The organism is Aeromonas sp. RU39B (assembly GCF_900156095.1).
Lineage (GTDB): Bacteria > Pseudomonadota > Gammaproteobacteria > Enterobacterales > Aeromonadaceae > Aeromonas.
The window spans coordinates 500,798-516,351 of sequence record NZ_FTMJ01000002.1 but is presented as its reverse complement, the minus strand read 5'-3'; the positions used below and the strand labels follow the sequence as shown (position 1 = coordinate 516,351).

Sequence of the window (15,554 nt, the reverse complement as noted above, 5' to 3'; positions counted from 1 at the left end):
GAATAAAAAGCAGTTTCATTTATTTGATGATTGTTCGACCACCGGGACGGGCTGAGAGCATGACACCGGCCATCGGTGTTGGCAGCAGATCAAGGTAGTGCTCCAGTTCAGCCAGGGTTTCACGGTGGATCTGCTGCAACTCAGAAAGCGTGATCGATTCACTGCCAGGTTGGCGCAGGTTGGCCGCCAGTGATAACGCCGCCTGCTGTAATCGGTCGGCGCGCAGATTCCCGGCCAGCTCGGCCAAGTGTTCCAGCAATCGATGCGCCAGCGTTTTATTGTTCCCACTGAGCGCCTGCTCAAGATGCAGCATCACATCTGACTGCTCGCTGACAAATTGTTCGGCCAGCAGATGCAAGGTGTCGCCATCAAAGCCCAGACGCTGCAATGCCTGCTCACTGGCAAACAGCGGCCAGGCGATCAACGCCGCCAAAGAGGTGGACGCTCTTTTGGGGGCAAATGAGAGCAGCGCCTGATAGAGATCGCGCCGCCCCACCGGCTTGGTCACGTAACCGTTCATGCCAGCGGCAAGACAGCGTGCCCTATCTTCAGGCATCGCACTGGCGGTGAGTGCAATCACAGGCAGCCTTTCTGGCGCAAAGCGTTCACGCAGTCGCTGCGTGGCTTCCAGCCCATCCATGGTGGGCATCTGCAAGTCCATCAGCACCAGATCAAAGGCCGCCTCCTGATCGAGGGCGGTCAGTGCCTCCAACCCATTTTCCACCACGCGGGTTTCCACGCCGATACGGCGCAAATATTCCACCAGCAGTTGCTGGTTGACCCGATTATCCTCGGCCAGCAATACGCGCAGCCCAGCCAGAGAGGTAAACTCCTCGCTTTCGGCCTGAAGCGCGGCGGCGGGTTGTGGTTGCTGCCCTGCCAGCAGCTCTGTCACTTTATCCAGCAGCCGATGCTCGGTGAGTGGTTTGCTCAACGCATGTTGCAGACCAAGCGATGACATACGCTGATTAAGGCCGCTGCGCTCGTAGGCACTGATGACCAGCACCGGCAGCTTGTTTAACTTGGGGTGAGGCGCCAGACGCGCCACCAGCTCCAGACCATCTTCATCACCAATGCGCCAGTCAATCAGCAGCATCGATAAGCTATCGGCATGCTCGCGGGCTGCCTGTTCAGCCGCCGTCAGCGAAGCGCAGGCCACAACGTGCGCGCCGGCACGCTCCAGAATTTTTACCAGCAGTTCGGATACCAGCAGATTATCTTCGAGCAACAAAATAGATGGCGAGCCCGACAACTGTCGCCTGACAGTCTCGTGCTGATGAATCGCGGCGCGCAGCGGAATCGCGAAGTGAAAACAGGAGCCTTTGCCCACTTCACTGTCGACGTCGATGCGTCCTCCCATCAACTCCACCAAGCGCTGGGAGATATTAAGACCCAAGCCGGTTCCACCGTATTGGCGGCTATAACTGGCATCGAGCTGGGAGAAGGGCTTAAACAGCATGGCGAGTTTGTCCGAGCCGATACCAATACCGGTATCTTGCACCGCAACCTGCAGCATCTCGCCCCTCCCCGCATCGTCCGTCGCACGGCGCAGCGTAATGCGCACAATGCCGCGCTCGGTAAACTTGATGGCGTTGCTGACCAAGTTGATTAACACCTGCCCCAAGCGCAGCGGATCGCCACGCAACATGGCTGGCACGTCAGGCGCCTTATCGATGATGACCTCAAGGGATTTCTGCTCGCTGAGCTCGCTAAACAGGGTGGCCAGTGACTCGAGTAGCTCATCGAGCTGAAAATCGGTCTCTTCAAGCAGCAGATGACCCGACTCCACTTTACTCAAGTCCAAAATATCGTTGATAAGCAGGAGCAAGGTGTCGGAAGCGGACTTTATCTTTAGCAAATAGTCACGCTGGTGCGCGGTGAGCTCGGTCTGCAGCGCCAGGGCGCTAAAACCGATGATGGCATTCATGGGCGTGCGTATTTCATGGCTCATATTGGCCAGAAATTCACTGCGGCTCTGCGCCAAACGCTGGGCCTGCAGAGTCATGGTTTGCAAGCGCTGATGACGGGTTAGCATCACGCCGCACACAATCACAAAACTCATGACCATCGAGAGTGCGAAGAGCACATAGATGCGCACTTTGATCACATTCACAAACTGGGTCAGGCGTGATTTCCACTGCAGCAGCTCGGCCAGTTGCTGGTTATCGGCAAGCAGACGCTGCAGTGTGTCCAGTTGCTGCCAGTGCTGGATCAACCCATTCTGGGCACTGAGAAAATCCTGCAGCGCTATGGGATTACCGGGCCTTATGATCAAGCGGTCATGCAGTTCACTGATCAGCGGCAAAGAAAGCGCATCGCCTTGGGTGGCCAACCGCGTCAACCGATCGAGTTGGTGTATCGCATCGGACAGGGCGCTGTCATCGTGCAGCAGCGGATGCAGTGCCTGTAGCAGGTTATCATAGCGCTCACTCAGCTTCGCCAGATCGTTGGCGCTTTGCCCAAGTGCCGTGAGTGTTTGCAGGTATTGCTCAAGCGGACCGCGAATATCGCGGCTCTGGCTGATAGCCAAAATGTCGAGGGATGATTGCTGCAGCGCAATAAATGCATCGACTTCATGGCGCAGCGGCTCAAGCCAGGAAGCCGGCTCGTGGCCCGCCTCATACGGCCGGCCCATGATCGACACCGTATCAAGGCTGATACGATGAAACAGCTCGTCAGCGGTCACCGTCAGAACCACGGTTCGCTCAAGCAACCTTATCTGCTGCAGGGTCAACAGCAGCAATCCGACTGTTACAAATGCGGCAGCCCACCAAGGCCAGGCCGCTGGTAGCTTTTTGAATTTCATCCCGTGGTATTCTCTTTATAAGTTGTCTTGTTATCGTCTCAGCCAGATAAGGAGCTGAACATGTCGCAACCCATTACCTATTGTAGTCACTGCTTTACCAAGAACCGCTTAGGGCAGGAAAATGACCTCAGTTCAGCACGTTGCGGCCGCTGCCAACACCCCCTGTTTGCGCATACGCCGGTCACCGCCAGCGCAAGCAATATCGAATCCCTGCTGCAATCGGACGTTCCGGTTGTGATCGACTGCTGGGCAAGTTGGTGTGGTCCCTGCCTGCAATTTGCCCCGGTATTTAGCCAGGTGGCGCAAGAGCTGGAGCCACGCATGCGCTTTGCCAAGCTCGATACCGAACAAGAGCCGGCATTGGCGGCACGTTTTGCCATTCGCAGCATTCCCACCTTGTTGGTGTTTGCCGGTGGCAAGCTGTTGGCCCAACGCAGTGGGTCACTGCCAGCGTCGGTATTCAAGATGTGGCTGCAAAGCGTGTTGGAACAGCAAGTAACTAAGTAATAATGGATATTTAATCCAGGTTTTATTGTGAGGCGGTGCATAGTCTTCGATACATATCATATCGATGTATTTTACATTTGATTAATATTTCAGGCTCATCATCAACAGGATGTGAGGCTGACTATGCAACCGATCTCCCCTACGCACTACACCACCGACCCCGAGCACACCATTGTTGCATCCCCCCGGAAAGGGGGCGCCGTTAAACTGGCCATCTTGGTGGCCGATGTGCTGCTGCTTTTTGCCATGCTGGCCTGGCTTCCGTTCGATGCCAATGTAAACAAAGGGCTGGCTATTCTGGCTTTTGTCGCCATTCTGTGGCTAACCGAGGCCGTTCATATCACCATCACCGCCTTAAGTATTCCGGTCTTGGCAACGCTGCTTGGCATCTTCCCTATGGCTGCGGCCCTGTCTGATTTTGCCAACCCGGTGCTGTTTCTGTTCTTTGGTGGGTTCGCCTTGGCGGCTGCCTTGTCCAAACAGGGGCTGGATACCCAAATTGCCGCCAAGGTGATGCAGCTTGCCAAAGGCCATCTTGGCTGGGGCGCCATAGTGCTGTTTACGCTCACGGGGGCGCTATCCATGTGGATAAGCAATACGGCAACCGCCGCCATGATGATGCCGCTGGCATTGGGCATGCTCAAAGGACTCGATCTACATAAAGAGCGCAGAACCCTGGTGTTTGTCTTGTTGGGTGTCGCCTACAGTGCCAGCATCGGTGGTATCGGGACGCTAGTCGGCAGCCCGCCTAACGCTATCGCTGCCGCGCAGATGGGGCTGGGGTTTACTGACTGGCTGGAGTTTGGTCTGCCTGTGGTGCTGATTTTTATGCCCGTTGGCATTGCCCTGCTCTACTGGGTGATCCGTCCCAATCTTTCCCACCCAGTGACCAGTGACAAAATCACCCTCATTTGGACCTCTGAGCGCAAAATGACGCTCACCATTTTTCTTGCCACCGTGCTGCTGTGGATCTTGTCGCAACCCATCGCAAAGGCGATCGGGATTGGACAACTCGACACCCTGATTGCCATGGGAGCCATTATTGCCATTGCGGTGACTCGGGTAGCCAGCTGGGATGACATCAATAGCAATACCGACTGGGGCGTACTGATGCTCTTTGGCGGCGGTCTGACCTTAAGCGCCATCCTCAAGCAAACCGGTGCTAATGCTTTTTTGGCTAAGCACCTCTCCGACGCGCTGGCGACGATGCCCATCTTCGTCATCCTGCTCTGCCTGGCGGCGTTCGTGATCTTTTTAACTGAATTGGTCTCTAACACCGCCACCGCCGCCCTGCTGGTGCCGCTGTTTGCTGGAGTGGCCGAGGCGCTCGGACTCTCCCCTGTGGTGGTATCGGTATTAATTGCCGTGGGGGCCTCCTGCGCCTTTATGCTGCCGGTGGCCACACCACCCAATGCCATCGTCTTTGCCAGCGGACAGATCACCCAGCGCGAAATGATGCGGGCCGGTTTTGCACTCAACATGGTCTTTACCCTGCTGGTGACCGCACTGGCCTACTTTGTGGGGGATATTCTTCACTAAATCGCGTCATAAAAAACGGGAGGCTGGTTGCCTCCCGTTTTTTTACACCATGTTGACTCACCCGGCGGTCAACCCACTTTACAGGGCGACAGCGACCAGATGTTGGCCACGTAATCTTCAATCGAACGATCAGAGTTGAATTTACCCATGGTCGCCGAGTTGATGATGGCTTTCTTGGCCCACAACGCCGGATTGCGATACCAGCTATCAATCTTCTTGTGTGCCTCGCTGTAGGCTGCAAAATCAGCCAGTGCCAGGTAGGTGTCGCCACCATCGAGCAGAGCACGCTTGATAGACGAGAGCTCGCCAGGGCGCCCCGGCGTGAAGTAGTCGGTATCAAACCAGTCGAGCACCGCCTTGATCTCGGGGTTACCGTAGTAGAAATCGTACGGATGGTATCCACGCGATTTAAGGGTTTTCACCTCATCCACGGTCAAGCCGAAGATGGCGCAATTTTCTTCACCGGCCTCTTCAGCAATCTCAATATTGGCGCCATCCAGAGTACCGATGGTGATGGCACCGTTTAGAGCCATCTTCATGTTACCGGTGCCGGAAGCTTCATACCCTGCCGTAGAGATCTGCTCGGAGACATCGGCTGCCGGGATCAGCTTTTCAGCCAGACTCACACGATAGTTGGGCATAAACACGACTTTGAGCTTGCCCTGAATGCGCGCATCGTTGTTGACGCGCTCGGCGACTTTGTTGATGGCATAGATGATGTCTTTGGCCATCTTGTAACCGGGCGCTGCCTTGGAGCCGAAAATGAACACCCGCGGGTGCATATCATAGTCGGGGTTGGTGAGCAGGCGGCGATAGAGCGCCATGATGTGCAGCAAGTTGAGCTGCTGACGCTTGTACTCATGCAACCGCTTGATTTGGATATCAAAAATCGCATCGGCACTCACATCAATCCCGGTTTCCGCCTTGATGACGGCCACCAGCTTCTCTTTGTTACGATGCTTGATGGACATGAACTGGCGCTGGAATGCGGTGTCATCGGCCATCTTCACCACATTACGCAGCAAATTGAGCTCAAGCGGCCAGTTTTCGCCGACCACTTCGTCATAAAGCGCGGCCAAATCCGGGTTGCAGGCCAGCAACCAGCGGCGCGGGGTTACCCCGTTGGTCACGTTACAAAGCTTATCCGGCCAAATGGCGGCAAATTCAGGGAACAGATCTTCTTTCACCAGACGCGAGTGTACTTCTGCCACACCGTTGACCTTGTGAGAGCCAATCACACAGAGATTACCCATGCGAACGCGGCGTACACTGCCCTCTTCAATGATGGAAAGCTTGGCCTTGATGGCATCATCACCCGGCCAGCGCGGCTCAACCAGCTCATCCAAGAACCGGCCGTTGATCTCGTAAATGATCTCAAGATGGCGCGGCAACACCCGCTCAAACAGGGCGACCGACCATTTTTCGAGGGCTTCCGGCAGCAAGGTATGGTTGGTATAGGAGAATACCTGATAGCAGGTGTTCCAAGCTGCATCCCACTCCAGACCCTCTTCATCGATAAGCACTCGCATCAGCTCAGGAATGGCGATGGTCGGGTGGGTATCGTTGAGTTGAATGGCAATCTGCTCGGCAAAGTGGGAGAAATCGTGATCATGGGCGCGCTTGTAACGGCGCATGATGTCCTTAATCGAGCAGGCGCAGAAGAAATACTGCTGGATAAGGCGCAGCTCTTTGCCAGCCTCCGTCTCATCATTGGGATAGAGCACTTTGGAGATGGTTTCGGCCTGCGCTTTTTCAGCCTGCGAATCGATATAACCGCCGGCGTTAAACACGTCCCAGTCAAAAAACTCCGAGGCGCGAGATTCCCACAGACGCAGAATATTGACGGTGTGCGCACCGAAACCGACCACCGGAATATCCCAAGGAACCCCTTTGAGTTTGCGACCGGCGTGCCACACCTTTTTCATGGTGCCGTCATCGGCAAACACCGTTTCCACATAGCCGTACAGAGGCACTTCCTGAACCGATTCAGGACGGCAGATCTCCCACGGGTTGCCATATTCACGCCACGAGTCAGGACGCTCAATCTGCCGGCCATCCTGGATCTCCTGGCGAAACAGACCGTGCTCGTAGTGAATGCCATAACCAATGGCCGGGTAATTCAGCGTAGCCAGCGAATCAATAAAACAGGCCGCCAGACGGCCCAAGCCGCCATTACCCAGCGCCATATCCGGCTCGCATTCACACAAATCGGCCAGATTAAGGCCAAGCTCTGCCAGCGCCTCATCGCAGACCTTGTACAGAGAGAGGTTATGCAGGTTATTGGAGGTCAGGCGGCCCATCAGAAATTCAGCCGACAGGTAGTGAATCGCGCGCGTATCTTTTTTCAGGTGGGTTTGCTGAGTGCGGGTGAGCCGCTCGTACACTTCTTCATTGATGGCAGCGGCTGTGGCCTTCCACCAAGATTCTTGGGATGCTTTCTCCTCGCTGGTTCCCAGTGTGGAACGCAGGTGGCGAACAATACTGGCCTTGAGCTGATCTTTGTTCAGCAGCGGGATGTCGGTTTTCTTCTTGCTTGCCATAAGCCTTTTTCCTTCGTTACTAAATGCAATGATGCAAAGGTTGCAAACTGTGTTCCTGTGCCCAGAGGGGCATCTTGTTATGAGTAGGGGAAAACAGGTTGTGGGCATACTATCCAAAGCAAAGGCCCAAAAAGTGAATCAAAATCACACTTCAAGGGCCTTGCCAGTACGGAAATAATGAAAACCCTTTCTTTTTTATTTCCATAACAAAAAAGTAAAATTGATTATATTCAACACCTTAAAATAACAAACACATCAATATCGTAGTGAATATGTTTTCAACGGTTGTGTTGTTCTGATCAAACCCTGAAAATGACGCTGTCAACCAGAATCAGAAAACGTTTTCAGCTTCTTGGTGACGAAACTGGTTGCATAAAGGATCATAGCGATAACCAATGGTGGCCATTCTCTCCCCCAGCGCCATCTCGCTCACGTCGTAATAGGCCAGTAACTCATTGAGTGAGCCACACTCCAGACGCAGCTTTTCATTGACGATGCCCAGCAGGATCTTGGCATCGAGACGTTGCAGTTGACTTGCATCCATCACTCTTCTCCTCACTGTTGGTTATCAGAGACACCCTGAGAACAAGGCATCGCTTACCTCTTTCACCTTACCGCAACCATCACAAAATCGATCATTTTTTTACCATTCCCCTTGCACAGCCCACCTAAACAAAATACTGTATGCGTATACAGCATGTTGATACATACAGGTGACATATGCGGCAACACATCCTCCCAGCCTCCTCTTATGTGAGCACGATCCGTTCCCACTGGCCGGTGCGGTTGCCGTGCCATCACACAGCCAAAACACCGACAACCCAACGCCAGCATTCAGGCACAGATAAAGGCAAGAGTGGCTGGATCCTGTTGCTCGCCCCTCCCGGCAATCCGACCCACGATAGTTTGTTGGCTCAGGGCATCGATCCTGCACGGGTATTGTGTCTGCCAGCCGGTCGCATCAAAAACTGGCAAACCATTTTGGAAACCAGCTTAGGAAATGGCTGTTTCAGTGCTGTGCTCGGCTGGCCGCCCGAACATGTAACGATCGACTGGCAACGCATTGAGCACCTTTCACGCACCAGTGGCACACGCGCACAGTTATTTCCCCTTTCCTCTCCTCTGGCGGGTCATCGTGCCCTTGGCTGTCACAACCACTGAATGTTCAAAAGACCTCCTTACTGGCAGGAGGTCTTTATGCTGTCCACCTCATCTCATTAGCGATTTCTTGACTGCGCTGGCCAAGTGTTAAGAGACAGTCATCACATTTCCGCATATTTCATGGAATTTGAGCGCCTTCACAATTTTTCCCACAAATTAATCATTGATATCGCAGTTTTTACCTCTTTTATGCCCATTTATGGTTATTTATCACACTAAACAGAACAAATAATTAACACTTTTGTATCTTTTGTGTATTCTCACCTCACTGGTCTGATTTCTTACCTCTTACCAGATCCATAGAATCACGCCGGTTATCAATAGGGTATGAAGCTAAATAACAAAGATCTTGCAGGCAACTTGCCGCAAAAAGATCGCAACTACAGAGAGACGATTATGAACAACGCCTACCTCAAGAAGAGCCTTGTCGCCCTGGCCATCGCCGTTGCCAGCAGCCAAGCCCACTCTGCCGCATTCCAGCTTAATGAGCACTCCGCCTCAGGTCTTGGACGGGCCTTTGCAGGTGAAGCCGCCATTGCTGACAACGCCTCGGTATTGGCACGCAACCCTGCGGCCATGACCATGTTTGACAAGATGGCCGTTTCGGTCGCCGGCACCTATATCCAACCGGATGTGGAAGTGGATGGCAGTGTTTATAACAATTCGACCAAGCTGGCCTCTTCTAGCGAGAAAGATATCGCACCAAGTGCCTTTGTGCCGGCCGCCTATTTTATTCAACCGCTGAAGGAAGACTTGGCGTGGGGTATTGCCATGTTCTCCAACTACGGTCTATCAACCGAATATCCTACTGACTTTAGTGCAGGAACAATAGCTGGTGATACCGAACTAAAAACATTCAATATTAATCCTAACCTAGCATATAAAATAGCGCCTAATTTCAGTCTCGGTGCTGGTGTTAACTTTGTCTATGCCGAAGCTGAACTGAATCGTTATGCAGGCTATACTGCTAATTCTCTTTCTGCTTTAGGTGTTAAGAGTGATACACAAATTTCCCACCTGAAGGGGGATGACTGGGGATTTGGTTGGAACATTGGCGCGCTATACGAAGTCAATAAAGACCATCGTTTTGCACTGACATATCGTTCAAAAGTAGATCTTGATTTTAAAGGTGATTACAGCAACGATCTCCCTGTTCATGCTGCGACAACAAGCAATGGTTTAAACCCAATGGGAGGAAAATCGGTTTCGGCTGGCCTTAATATAACTTTGCCTGCCATGGCTGAGTTCGCCGGTTACCACCGTCTTAACCAACAGTTCGCCGTTCACTACTCCGTTAACTGGGTTGACTGGAGTGCCTTTGAAGAGCTTAAAGCAACCGGTTCTTCTTGCTCATTTAAAGGTCAGGCCGGTGTATGTCTGCAAAAAGATGAGAAATTTAAAGATGCTTGGCGCTATGCCATCGGCGGTACTTGGTATATCAACCCAAGTTGGGAAGCGCGTGTTGGTTTCGCCTATGACCAAAGCCCGATCCAGGCCGAATATCGTAGCCTGAGTATTCCTGACTCCGACCGTGTTTGGTATAGCACCGGTGCAACCTACCATATCAACCTGGATATGAGTGTTGATTTTGGTCTGACCTATATTGATGGCAAAGAGGTTAGTGTAAGTGAGGGACTCTCAACTCACACTGGACAACCTCGTTGGGTGGGGACTTCTCATGGAGATGCCTATCTGGCCGCAGCCCAATTTAATATGAAGTTCTGATAATAGATCTTCTATCCAAGGCGCCTATTGGCGCCTTTTTTATCTCTGCACACTCGGTTTCAGCGCACAGCTGTAGCACACACCTGTTCACATTTCCTTTTTTATCAAGCTATTAAAGTGCCCTTCCCCAGCAGGAAATCACGTTTTATCTCGCCGCTAGGCAAAGCGGTTGCTGAACAAGTCAGACCAGATAAAATCCTGCCACTTTACCAAAAATAGAAAAACAATCAGGGGAGAACGATGAAATCCATCTTCAGACTGTCGATACTGACTACCGCGCTGTTTGCCAGCCACGCCATGGCAGCAGGCTACCAACTGGCCGAGCAATCCGCCACTGGTCTGGGCCGAGCCTTTGCCGGTGAAGCGGCCATTGCTGATAACGCCAGCGTCTTGGGGCGAAACGTCGCAGCCATCACTCGCTTTGAACACACCGCCTTGTCGGTGGGCGCTGTCTATATCAAGCCAGATGTCAATATTAAAGGCACCACGGTGGTCGGGGGTCATACACTTAATGCCGATGCCCGTGATATCGCCGATGATGCCTGGGTACCCAACCTCTATCTGGTCACCCCGATTAATGATCGTTTGAGTATGGGGTTCGGTGCCACCTCCTATTATGGGCTCGGTGTGGAGATGCCCTCAAATTACAATGCGGGTCACTTTGGTAACGTCTCTGATATCAAAACCTATGATCTTGGCTTGGCACTGGCATATCAATTAACCCCTTGGCTCTCTGCCGGAATGGGCATTTCCGCTATTCGCGGTGAAGGTGAAGTGGGTGGAACCTATCCTTCTGGAAATCTTATTGCCAAACATCTTGAAGGTGATGGCTGGGCGATGGGTTGGAATACCGGGATCTTGATTTCGCCTAGTGAAAAAACCCGAATCGGCATCAGTTATCGCAATGGCGTTGATTTAAAACTCAAAGGTGACGCCAAACTGGGTCAAAAAATCGGCTCAACCTACGTTGGGCTCGAGGATACCGGAGAGCTTATTCTGCCACTTCCAGCAACCGCTGAATTGGCTCTCTATCATCAGCTCACCCCATCTTTTGCCATGCACGCCAGCATCAATTGGACCGACTGGAGCAAGTTTACCCAGTTGGAAGCCAAACTTGATCGCTATAACACCATGCATATCAAGGATGAAAATTGGGAAGATAACTGGCGTTATGCCATAGGGATGACTTATCAGCTGACCCCGCTGTGGCAACTGCGCAGTGGTATCGCCTATGACCGCAGTCCCGTCTCGGCTGAGCACAGAACCATCTCGATTCCGGATGCTGATAGGATTTGGTATAGCGCAGGGGTCGGTTATCAGGTTACCCCTCAGCTGAATCTGGATCTGGGGCTGACCTTTATCGATGGCAAGAAAGTACCGGTACACGAGAATCTCAGCACACTTTCCTCCACCTTTGATGGCACTTCCGAGGGAGATGCGTGGCTGGCTGGTCTGCAAGCCAGCTATACCTTCTAAAGACGCGCTCCCCTTTCGACCAGTACACTACCAGTACGGACTCCACCGTGCTGGTAGTCCTTTAAAAAGCGCCTTACAATTCAGTGAGATTCCCGCTGGAGGCGCGCATGTATTCCTATGTAGCCAGGCAACCTATCCTCGATGAGCAGCAGCATACCTTCGCGTATGAGCTGCTATTTCGTGACAGTCTGCAAAACGTCTTTCCGCAAGTCTCCTCCTCCGAAGCGACCTCTCGCTTGGTGGTCGAACAGTTTCTCCAGCAAAATATCGACCAGCTGTTAGGTGGGCGTCTGGGTCTTATCAACTTCGGCCACGATCTCCTGCTTGGTGGATTAGCCGAATGCCTGCCTAAAGAGAAGGTGATCATCGAGATCCTTGAAGATGCGCCACCAGACGACGACCTGTTTGCCAAGGTCAAGCAGCTGCGTAAATTAGGTTATCGACTGGCGCTTGATGACTTCACCCTCTCGCCCGACTGGGAACGCTTCCTTCCCCATATCTCGATTATCAAATTTGATTTACGCGCCACCCCGGTTCCAGCCATCCGCCAATTTATTACCCGTCATCGCCACCTGAAACTGCAATATCTTGCTGAAAAGGTAGAGGATCAGCAGGAGTTCGAGCAGGCGCGCAAAGCCGGGGTCCAACTGTTTCAGGGATTTTTTTTCAGCCGCCCCGAAATGGTCAAACGCCTCTCTTTGCCCCCCGCTAAGATTGTCGTGATGCAGTTGCTGCAGGCAGTCAATGAAGCCGAGATCAATATTGCCAAAGTGGAAAAGCTGCTCGGTCAGGATGTTTCCCTGTCACTCAAGCTGCTTCGCTATGTGAATTTCCATAAGGGGACGCGCCAGCCGATCTCCTCGTTCAGACAAGCGGCGGTTTACCTTGGCAATGTTGAATTGCGCCGTTTTGTCTCACTGGTGGCCGCCAGCACGGCCGGTGCTGGCAAGAGTGAGGAGCTTTACCAGATGTCGCTGGTGCGCGCCCGCTTTTGCGAGCTGCTCGCCGAGCGTAAACGGCGCCCTAGCGCGGAAGCATTTATGGTTGGGCTCTTTTCGCTGCTGGATGTGTTGATGGAGCAATCGATGCCGGAGCTGCTCTACAGCATTCCGCTGGCCGATGGTATCAAGGCCGCCTTGCTGTCACGTCGTGGCGAGCTGGGCCACACCCTCAAACTGGTAGAGCTTTATGAGCGGGCAGACTGGATGGCCATCACGCAGCTGGCCAACGAGCTCAAGCTCGAAGAAGAGCAGGTCTCTATTCTCTATCGCGAGGCCGCCCAGTGGGTCAGTGCCCTCACACAAGCCCAGTAAGACACATTAAACAACACAGGGGCCCGCAGGCCCCTGTTGACTATCATGCTTTTTCCCAGCGCTTGGGATCGTAATCAGGACTGTATTTATCCACGATCACCGCGCAGGCAGCATCACCGGTGATGTTGAGTGCAGTACGAATCATGTCAAAGATACGATCCAGTGCAAACAGCAGGGGCAAACCTTCGATCGGGATGCCGGCCGCCAGCAACACCGCTACCACCAGGAAGCTTGGTCCCGGCACACCGGCCTGACCAATGGCACCCAGTGTCGAGGTCAGGATGATGGCCGCCCACGCTCCCATGCTCAGATCGATATGGAAGATCTGGGCAAAGAAGATGGCAACCAGACCGTAATAGATGGCGTTACCGCTCATGTTGATGGTGGCACCGAGTGGCAGCACGAACGACGCGGTCGCATTGGTCACCTTCAGCTCTTTTTCCACCACTTCCATGTTGACCGGCAAGGTGGCCATCGACGACGCGGTCGAGAACGCCACAATCTGGGCCTTCTTCATGGCGCTTAAGTAACGCAGAACCGGCGTGTTGGAAAATGCGGCCACCATGGCCGGATAGGCCACAAAGCCATAAATCAAAATCGCGGCGACATACACCACGAACAGCTTCATCACCACGGTCAGCACGTTAAAGCCGTAGGTGCCGATGGCATCAGCCATCAGGCCAAACACGCCGAGCGGCGCGATCAGCATGACCTTGTTGATCATCCAGACAAAGGCATCCACCAGCGTATTGAGGCCGTCGATAAGCGGCTTGGAGCGCGCAGGCGGCTGCTTGGCAATGGCGATACCAAGGAACAGGCAGAATACCAGCACTTGCAGAATATTGGCTTCGTTGAGTGCCTGAAACACGTTGGTCGGAATCATCCCAAGCAGTGTGCTGACGGCATCGGGCAGCGCACCCTTGTCAGAATAATCACCGGAGAACATGCCATTTACGCCAGAGAGATCAACCCCCTCGCCCGGCTTGAACACCTGTCCCATCACCAGCGCCAGCAATACGGCAAGCGCAGACGTCACCAGGAAAAACACCAAGGTGGTCGCACCAATCTTACCGGCTGCGGGGCTCGCGCCCAGGTTAGCGGCCCCGGAGACAATCGCTACTGCGACTAGCGGGATCACCAGCATCTTGATGAGTTGAATAAACAGCGTTCCTAAAGGAGCAAACATGGTCGCCTGTTGCCCCATCAGCACGCCCGCGCCAGCCCCCAATACCATGGCTACCATTACCTGGAAGCCTACGTTTTTAACGAGTCCTTTTGTCACCGTCGGTTTTCCTATTTCTTGTTTTATTTAACAATAACTACAGGTTATTGAGCTTTTTGAGGGTTAAATATTAACCTAACCCTCTGAGGGTACGTTTTATCGCACATTTATATGCTGTTTAAAATGCTTGAGGGCCATTTTTTATAAAAACGACACTTTGGTGCGTCCAAAAGAGTCCAACAACCGTTCCATCCCGCTGCGGTGGGATTGGCAAGCTGGTACTTGCGTGCTAAGTTGCATCCGGTGACTATGACAAGGATGTAAAAATGTTAAAAAGTAATGAGTATTTTGATGGGAAGGTCAAATCCATCGGTTTTGACAATCAGGGTGAACAAGCCACTGTCGGCGTCATGGCGCCGGGTAGCTATGAATTCAATACGGCTGCGGCCGAGCGTATGACCGTAGTCAAAGGTGCATTAACCATCCAGCAACAGGGTGCTACCGAGTGGCAAACCTATCAGGCTGGTGAGGCATTCATTGTGCCGGCCAGCTCTTCGTTTAAGCTGGACGTCAAAGATGCCACCGCGTATCTGTGCGAATTTCTGAAGTAATCGTCGCGTTTGCTGTTTTCTGATTACCATTTTCTCAATATAAAGGGGCCGTTGGCTCCTTTATTATTTTCCCGTTGTGTTTTTTTTCACCATCAGCGACCATGTGCCTCCCGCCGAGCAGCTCGGTGCCATCAATTGTGTTATGCCGCTGACAATCCGCACGGTCCAGCCTAACGACTGGCCATCCATTCTGACCATTCAGGATGAGTGTTATCACGCCCTTGAGCCCGAATCACTTGCGGTGCTGCAAGACAAGGTAAAGCGCTCCCCCACAAGCTGTTGGGTCGCCACCTCTCACGGCGAGGTGCTGGGCTATCTGCTATGCCACCCTTGGCCACATGCATCCCCCCCACCGCTTGATACGCCGCTTCCTTCGATGACCGAGGCAGAGATCTTCTACCTTCACGATCTTGCCATTGCCAGCAAGGCCAGAGGCATGGGCGCCGGCATGGCGCTGCTGGATCGGGCGCTAAGTTATGCCACGGCCAACGGCTTTAGCAAAGCGGCGCTGGTTGCGGTACAAAACGCGCCAGCGTTTTGGCAAAAGCAAGGCTTTAACGAGACGCCCTGCCCCAAATCGCTGGATGAATACGGCAGCGGAGCCCGCTATATGACCCGGCGTTTACACAATACGGTCAATGCGTTTTAACGCAG

At 53.1% G+C, this 15,554-nt stretch carries 11 protein-coding genes; 7 read left to right on the top strand and 4 right to left on the bottom strand.

Translation table 11 applies throughout. The features are described 5' to 3' along the window. Positions 1-19 precede the first annotated feature (19 nt). A complete protein-coding gene (locus BW958_RS05080; protein WP_076574639.1) occupies positions 20-2,806 on the bottom strand; it encodes a hybrid sensor histidine kinase/response regulator in 2,787 nt (928 codons plus the stop codon). A 60-nt stretch (positions 2,807-2,866) separates the two neighbouring features. Between BW958_RS05080 and trxC the strand changes: the two genes are divergently transcribed. Together trxC and BW958_RS05070 are read left to right on the top strand one after the other, a co-directional pair. Further along, a complete protein-coding gene (trxC, locus tag BW958_RS05075) occupies positions 2,867-3,313 on the top strand; it encodes a thioredoxin TrxC (RefSeq protein ID WP_076574638.1) in 447 nt (148 codons plus the stop codon). A 123-nt stretch (positions 3,314-3,436) separates the two neighbouring features. Then, positions 3,437-4,852 (top strand): SLC13 family permease, encoded by a 1,416-nt coding sequence (locus tag BW958_RS05070; protein ID WP_143233014.1) that lies wholly within the window; start codon positions 3,437-3,439, stop codon positions 4,850-4,852. Positions 4,853-4,920: 68 nt separating this feature from the next. On the opposite strand, the gene BW958_RS05065 is transcribed toward BW958_RS05070, so the two are convergent. Further along, positions 4,921-7,392, bottom strand: a complete 2,472-nt coding sequence (locus BW958_RS05065) for a glycogen/starch/alpha-glucan phosphorylase (RefSeq protein ID WP_076574637.1) — start codon at positions 7,390-7,392, stop codon at positions 4,921-4,923. A gap of 331 nt (positions 7,393-7,723) precedes the next feature. Further along, positions 7,724-7,936 carry a DUF4250 domain-containing protein gene (locus BW958_RS05060; protein ID WP_076574636.1) on the bottom strand — a complete coding sequence of 71 codons (213 nt, stop codon included), beginning with the start codon at positions 7,934-7,936 and terminating at the stop codon, positions 7,724-7,726. 1,013 nt (positions 7,937-8,949) lie between these two features. On the opposite strand from BW958_RS05060, the gene BW958_RS05055 reads away from it, so the two are divergent. The 3 genes from BW958_RS05055 to BW958_RS05045 all read left to right on the top strand — a co-directional run bounded on the left by BW958_RS05055 (position 8,950) and on the right by BW958_RS05045 (position 13,067). Beyond that, positions 8,950-10,278 (top strand): outer membrane protein transport protein, encoded by a 1,329-nt coding sequence (locus tag BW958_RS05055; protein ID WP_076574684.1) that lies wholly within the window; start codon positions 8,950-8,952, stop codon positions 10,276-10,278. A 240-nt stretch (positions 10,279-10,518) separates the two neighbouring features. Then, a complete protein-coding gene (locus tag BW958_RS05050; protein ID WP_076574635.1) occupies positions 10,519-11,754 on the top strand; it encodes an outer membrane protein transport protein in 1,236 nt (411 codons plus the stop codon). A 107-nt stretch (positions 11,755-11,861) separates the two neighbouring features. Next, positions 11,862-13,067 carry an EAL and HDOD domain-containing protein gene (locus BW958_RS05045; protein ID WP_076574634.1) on the top strand — a complete coding sequence of 402 codons (1,206 nt, stop codon included), beginning with the start codon at positions 11,862-11,864 and terminating at the stop codon, positions 13,065-13,067. 43 nt (positions 13,068-13,110) lie between these two features. Here the strand turns inward: BW958_RS05045 and BW958_RS05040 are convergent, their stop codons facing one another. Next, complete coding sequence (locus BW958_RS05040; RefSeq protein WP_076574633.1) at positions 13,111-14,310, bottom strand: dicarboxylate/amino acid:cation symporter; 1,200 nt, start codon at positions 14,308-14,310, stop codon at positions 13,111-13,113. A 305-nt stretch (positions 14,311-14,615) separates the two neighbouring features. Between BW958_RS05040 and BW958_RS05035 the strand changes: the two genes are divergently transcribed. Both BW958_RS05035 and BW958_RS05030 read left to right on the top strand, forming a co-directional pair. Beyond that, the gene (locus BW958_RS05035; RefSeq protein WP_076574632.1) at positions 14,616-14,900 is read left to right on the top strand and encodes a pyrimidine/purine nucleoside phosphorylase; all 285 of its coding nucleotides are present in this window, start codon (positions 14,616-14,618) and stop codon (positions 14,898-14,900) included. 142 nt (positions 14,901-15,042) lie between these two features. Continuing rightward, on the top strand, positions 15,043-15,549 hold the full coding sequence (locus tag BW958_RS05030; protein WP_076574683.1) for a GNAT family N-acetyltransferase: 507 nt from the start codon (positions 15,043-15,045) through the stop codon (positions 15,547-15,549). Positions 15,550-15,554 lie beyond the last annotated feature (5 nt).

Excerpts from the sequence above, each read along its gene's own strand:
- BW958_RS05080 (WP_076574639.1), bottom strand. The coding sequence starts at position 2,806 with ATGAAATTCAAAAAGCTACCAGCGGCCTGGCCTTGGTGGGCTGCCGCA.
- trxC (WP_076574638.1), top strand. The coding sequence starts at position 2,867 with ATGTCGCAACCCATTACCTATTGTAGTCACTGCTTTACCAAGAACCGC.
- BW958_RS05070 (WP_143233014.1), top strand. The coding sequence starts at position 3,437 with ATGCAACCGATCTCCCCTACGCACTACACCACCGACCCCGAGCACACC.
- BW958_RS05065 (WP_076574637.1), bottom strand. The coding sequence starts at position 7,392 with ATGGCAAGCAAGAAGAAAACCGACATCCCGCTGCTGAACAAAGATCAG.
- BW958_RS05060 (WP_076574636.1), bottom strand. The coding sequence starts at position 7,936 with ATGGATGCAAGTCAACTGCAACGTCTCGATGCCAAGATCCTGCTGGGC.
- BW958_RS05055 (WP_076574684.1), top strand. The coding sequence starts at position 8,950 with ATGAACAACGCCTACCTCAAGAAGAGCCTTGTCGCCCTGGCCATCGCC.
- BW958_RS05050 (WP_076574635.1), top strand. The coding sequence starts at position 10,519 with ATGAAATCCATCTTCAGACTGTCGATACTGACTACCGCGCTGTTTGCC.
- BW958_RS05045 (WP_076574634.1), top strand. The coding sequence starts at position 11,862 with ATGTATTCCTATGTAGCCAGGCAACCTATCCTCGATGAGCAGCAGCAT.
- BW958_RS05040 (WP_076574633.1), bottom strand. The coding sequence starts at position 14,310 with ATGGTAGCCATGGTATTGGGGGCTGGCGCGGGCGTGCTGATGGGGCAA.
- BW958_RS05035 (WP_076574632.1), top strand. The coding sequence starts at position 14,616 with ATGTTAAAAAGTAATGAGTATTTTGATGGGAAGGTCAAATCCATCGGT.
- BW958_RS05030 (WP_076574683.1), top strand. The coding sequence starts at position 15,043 with ATGCCGCTGACAATCCGCACGGTCCAGCCTAACGACTGGCCATCCATT.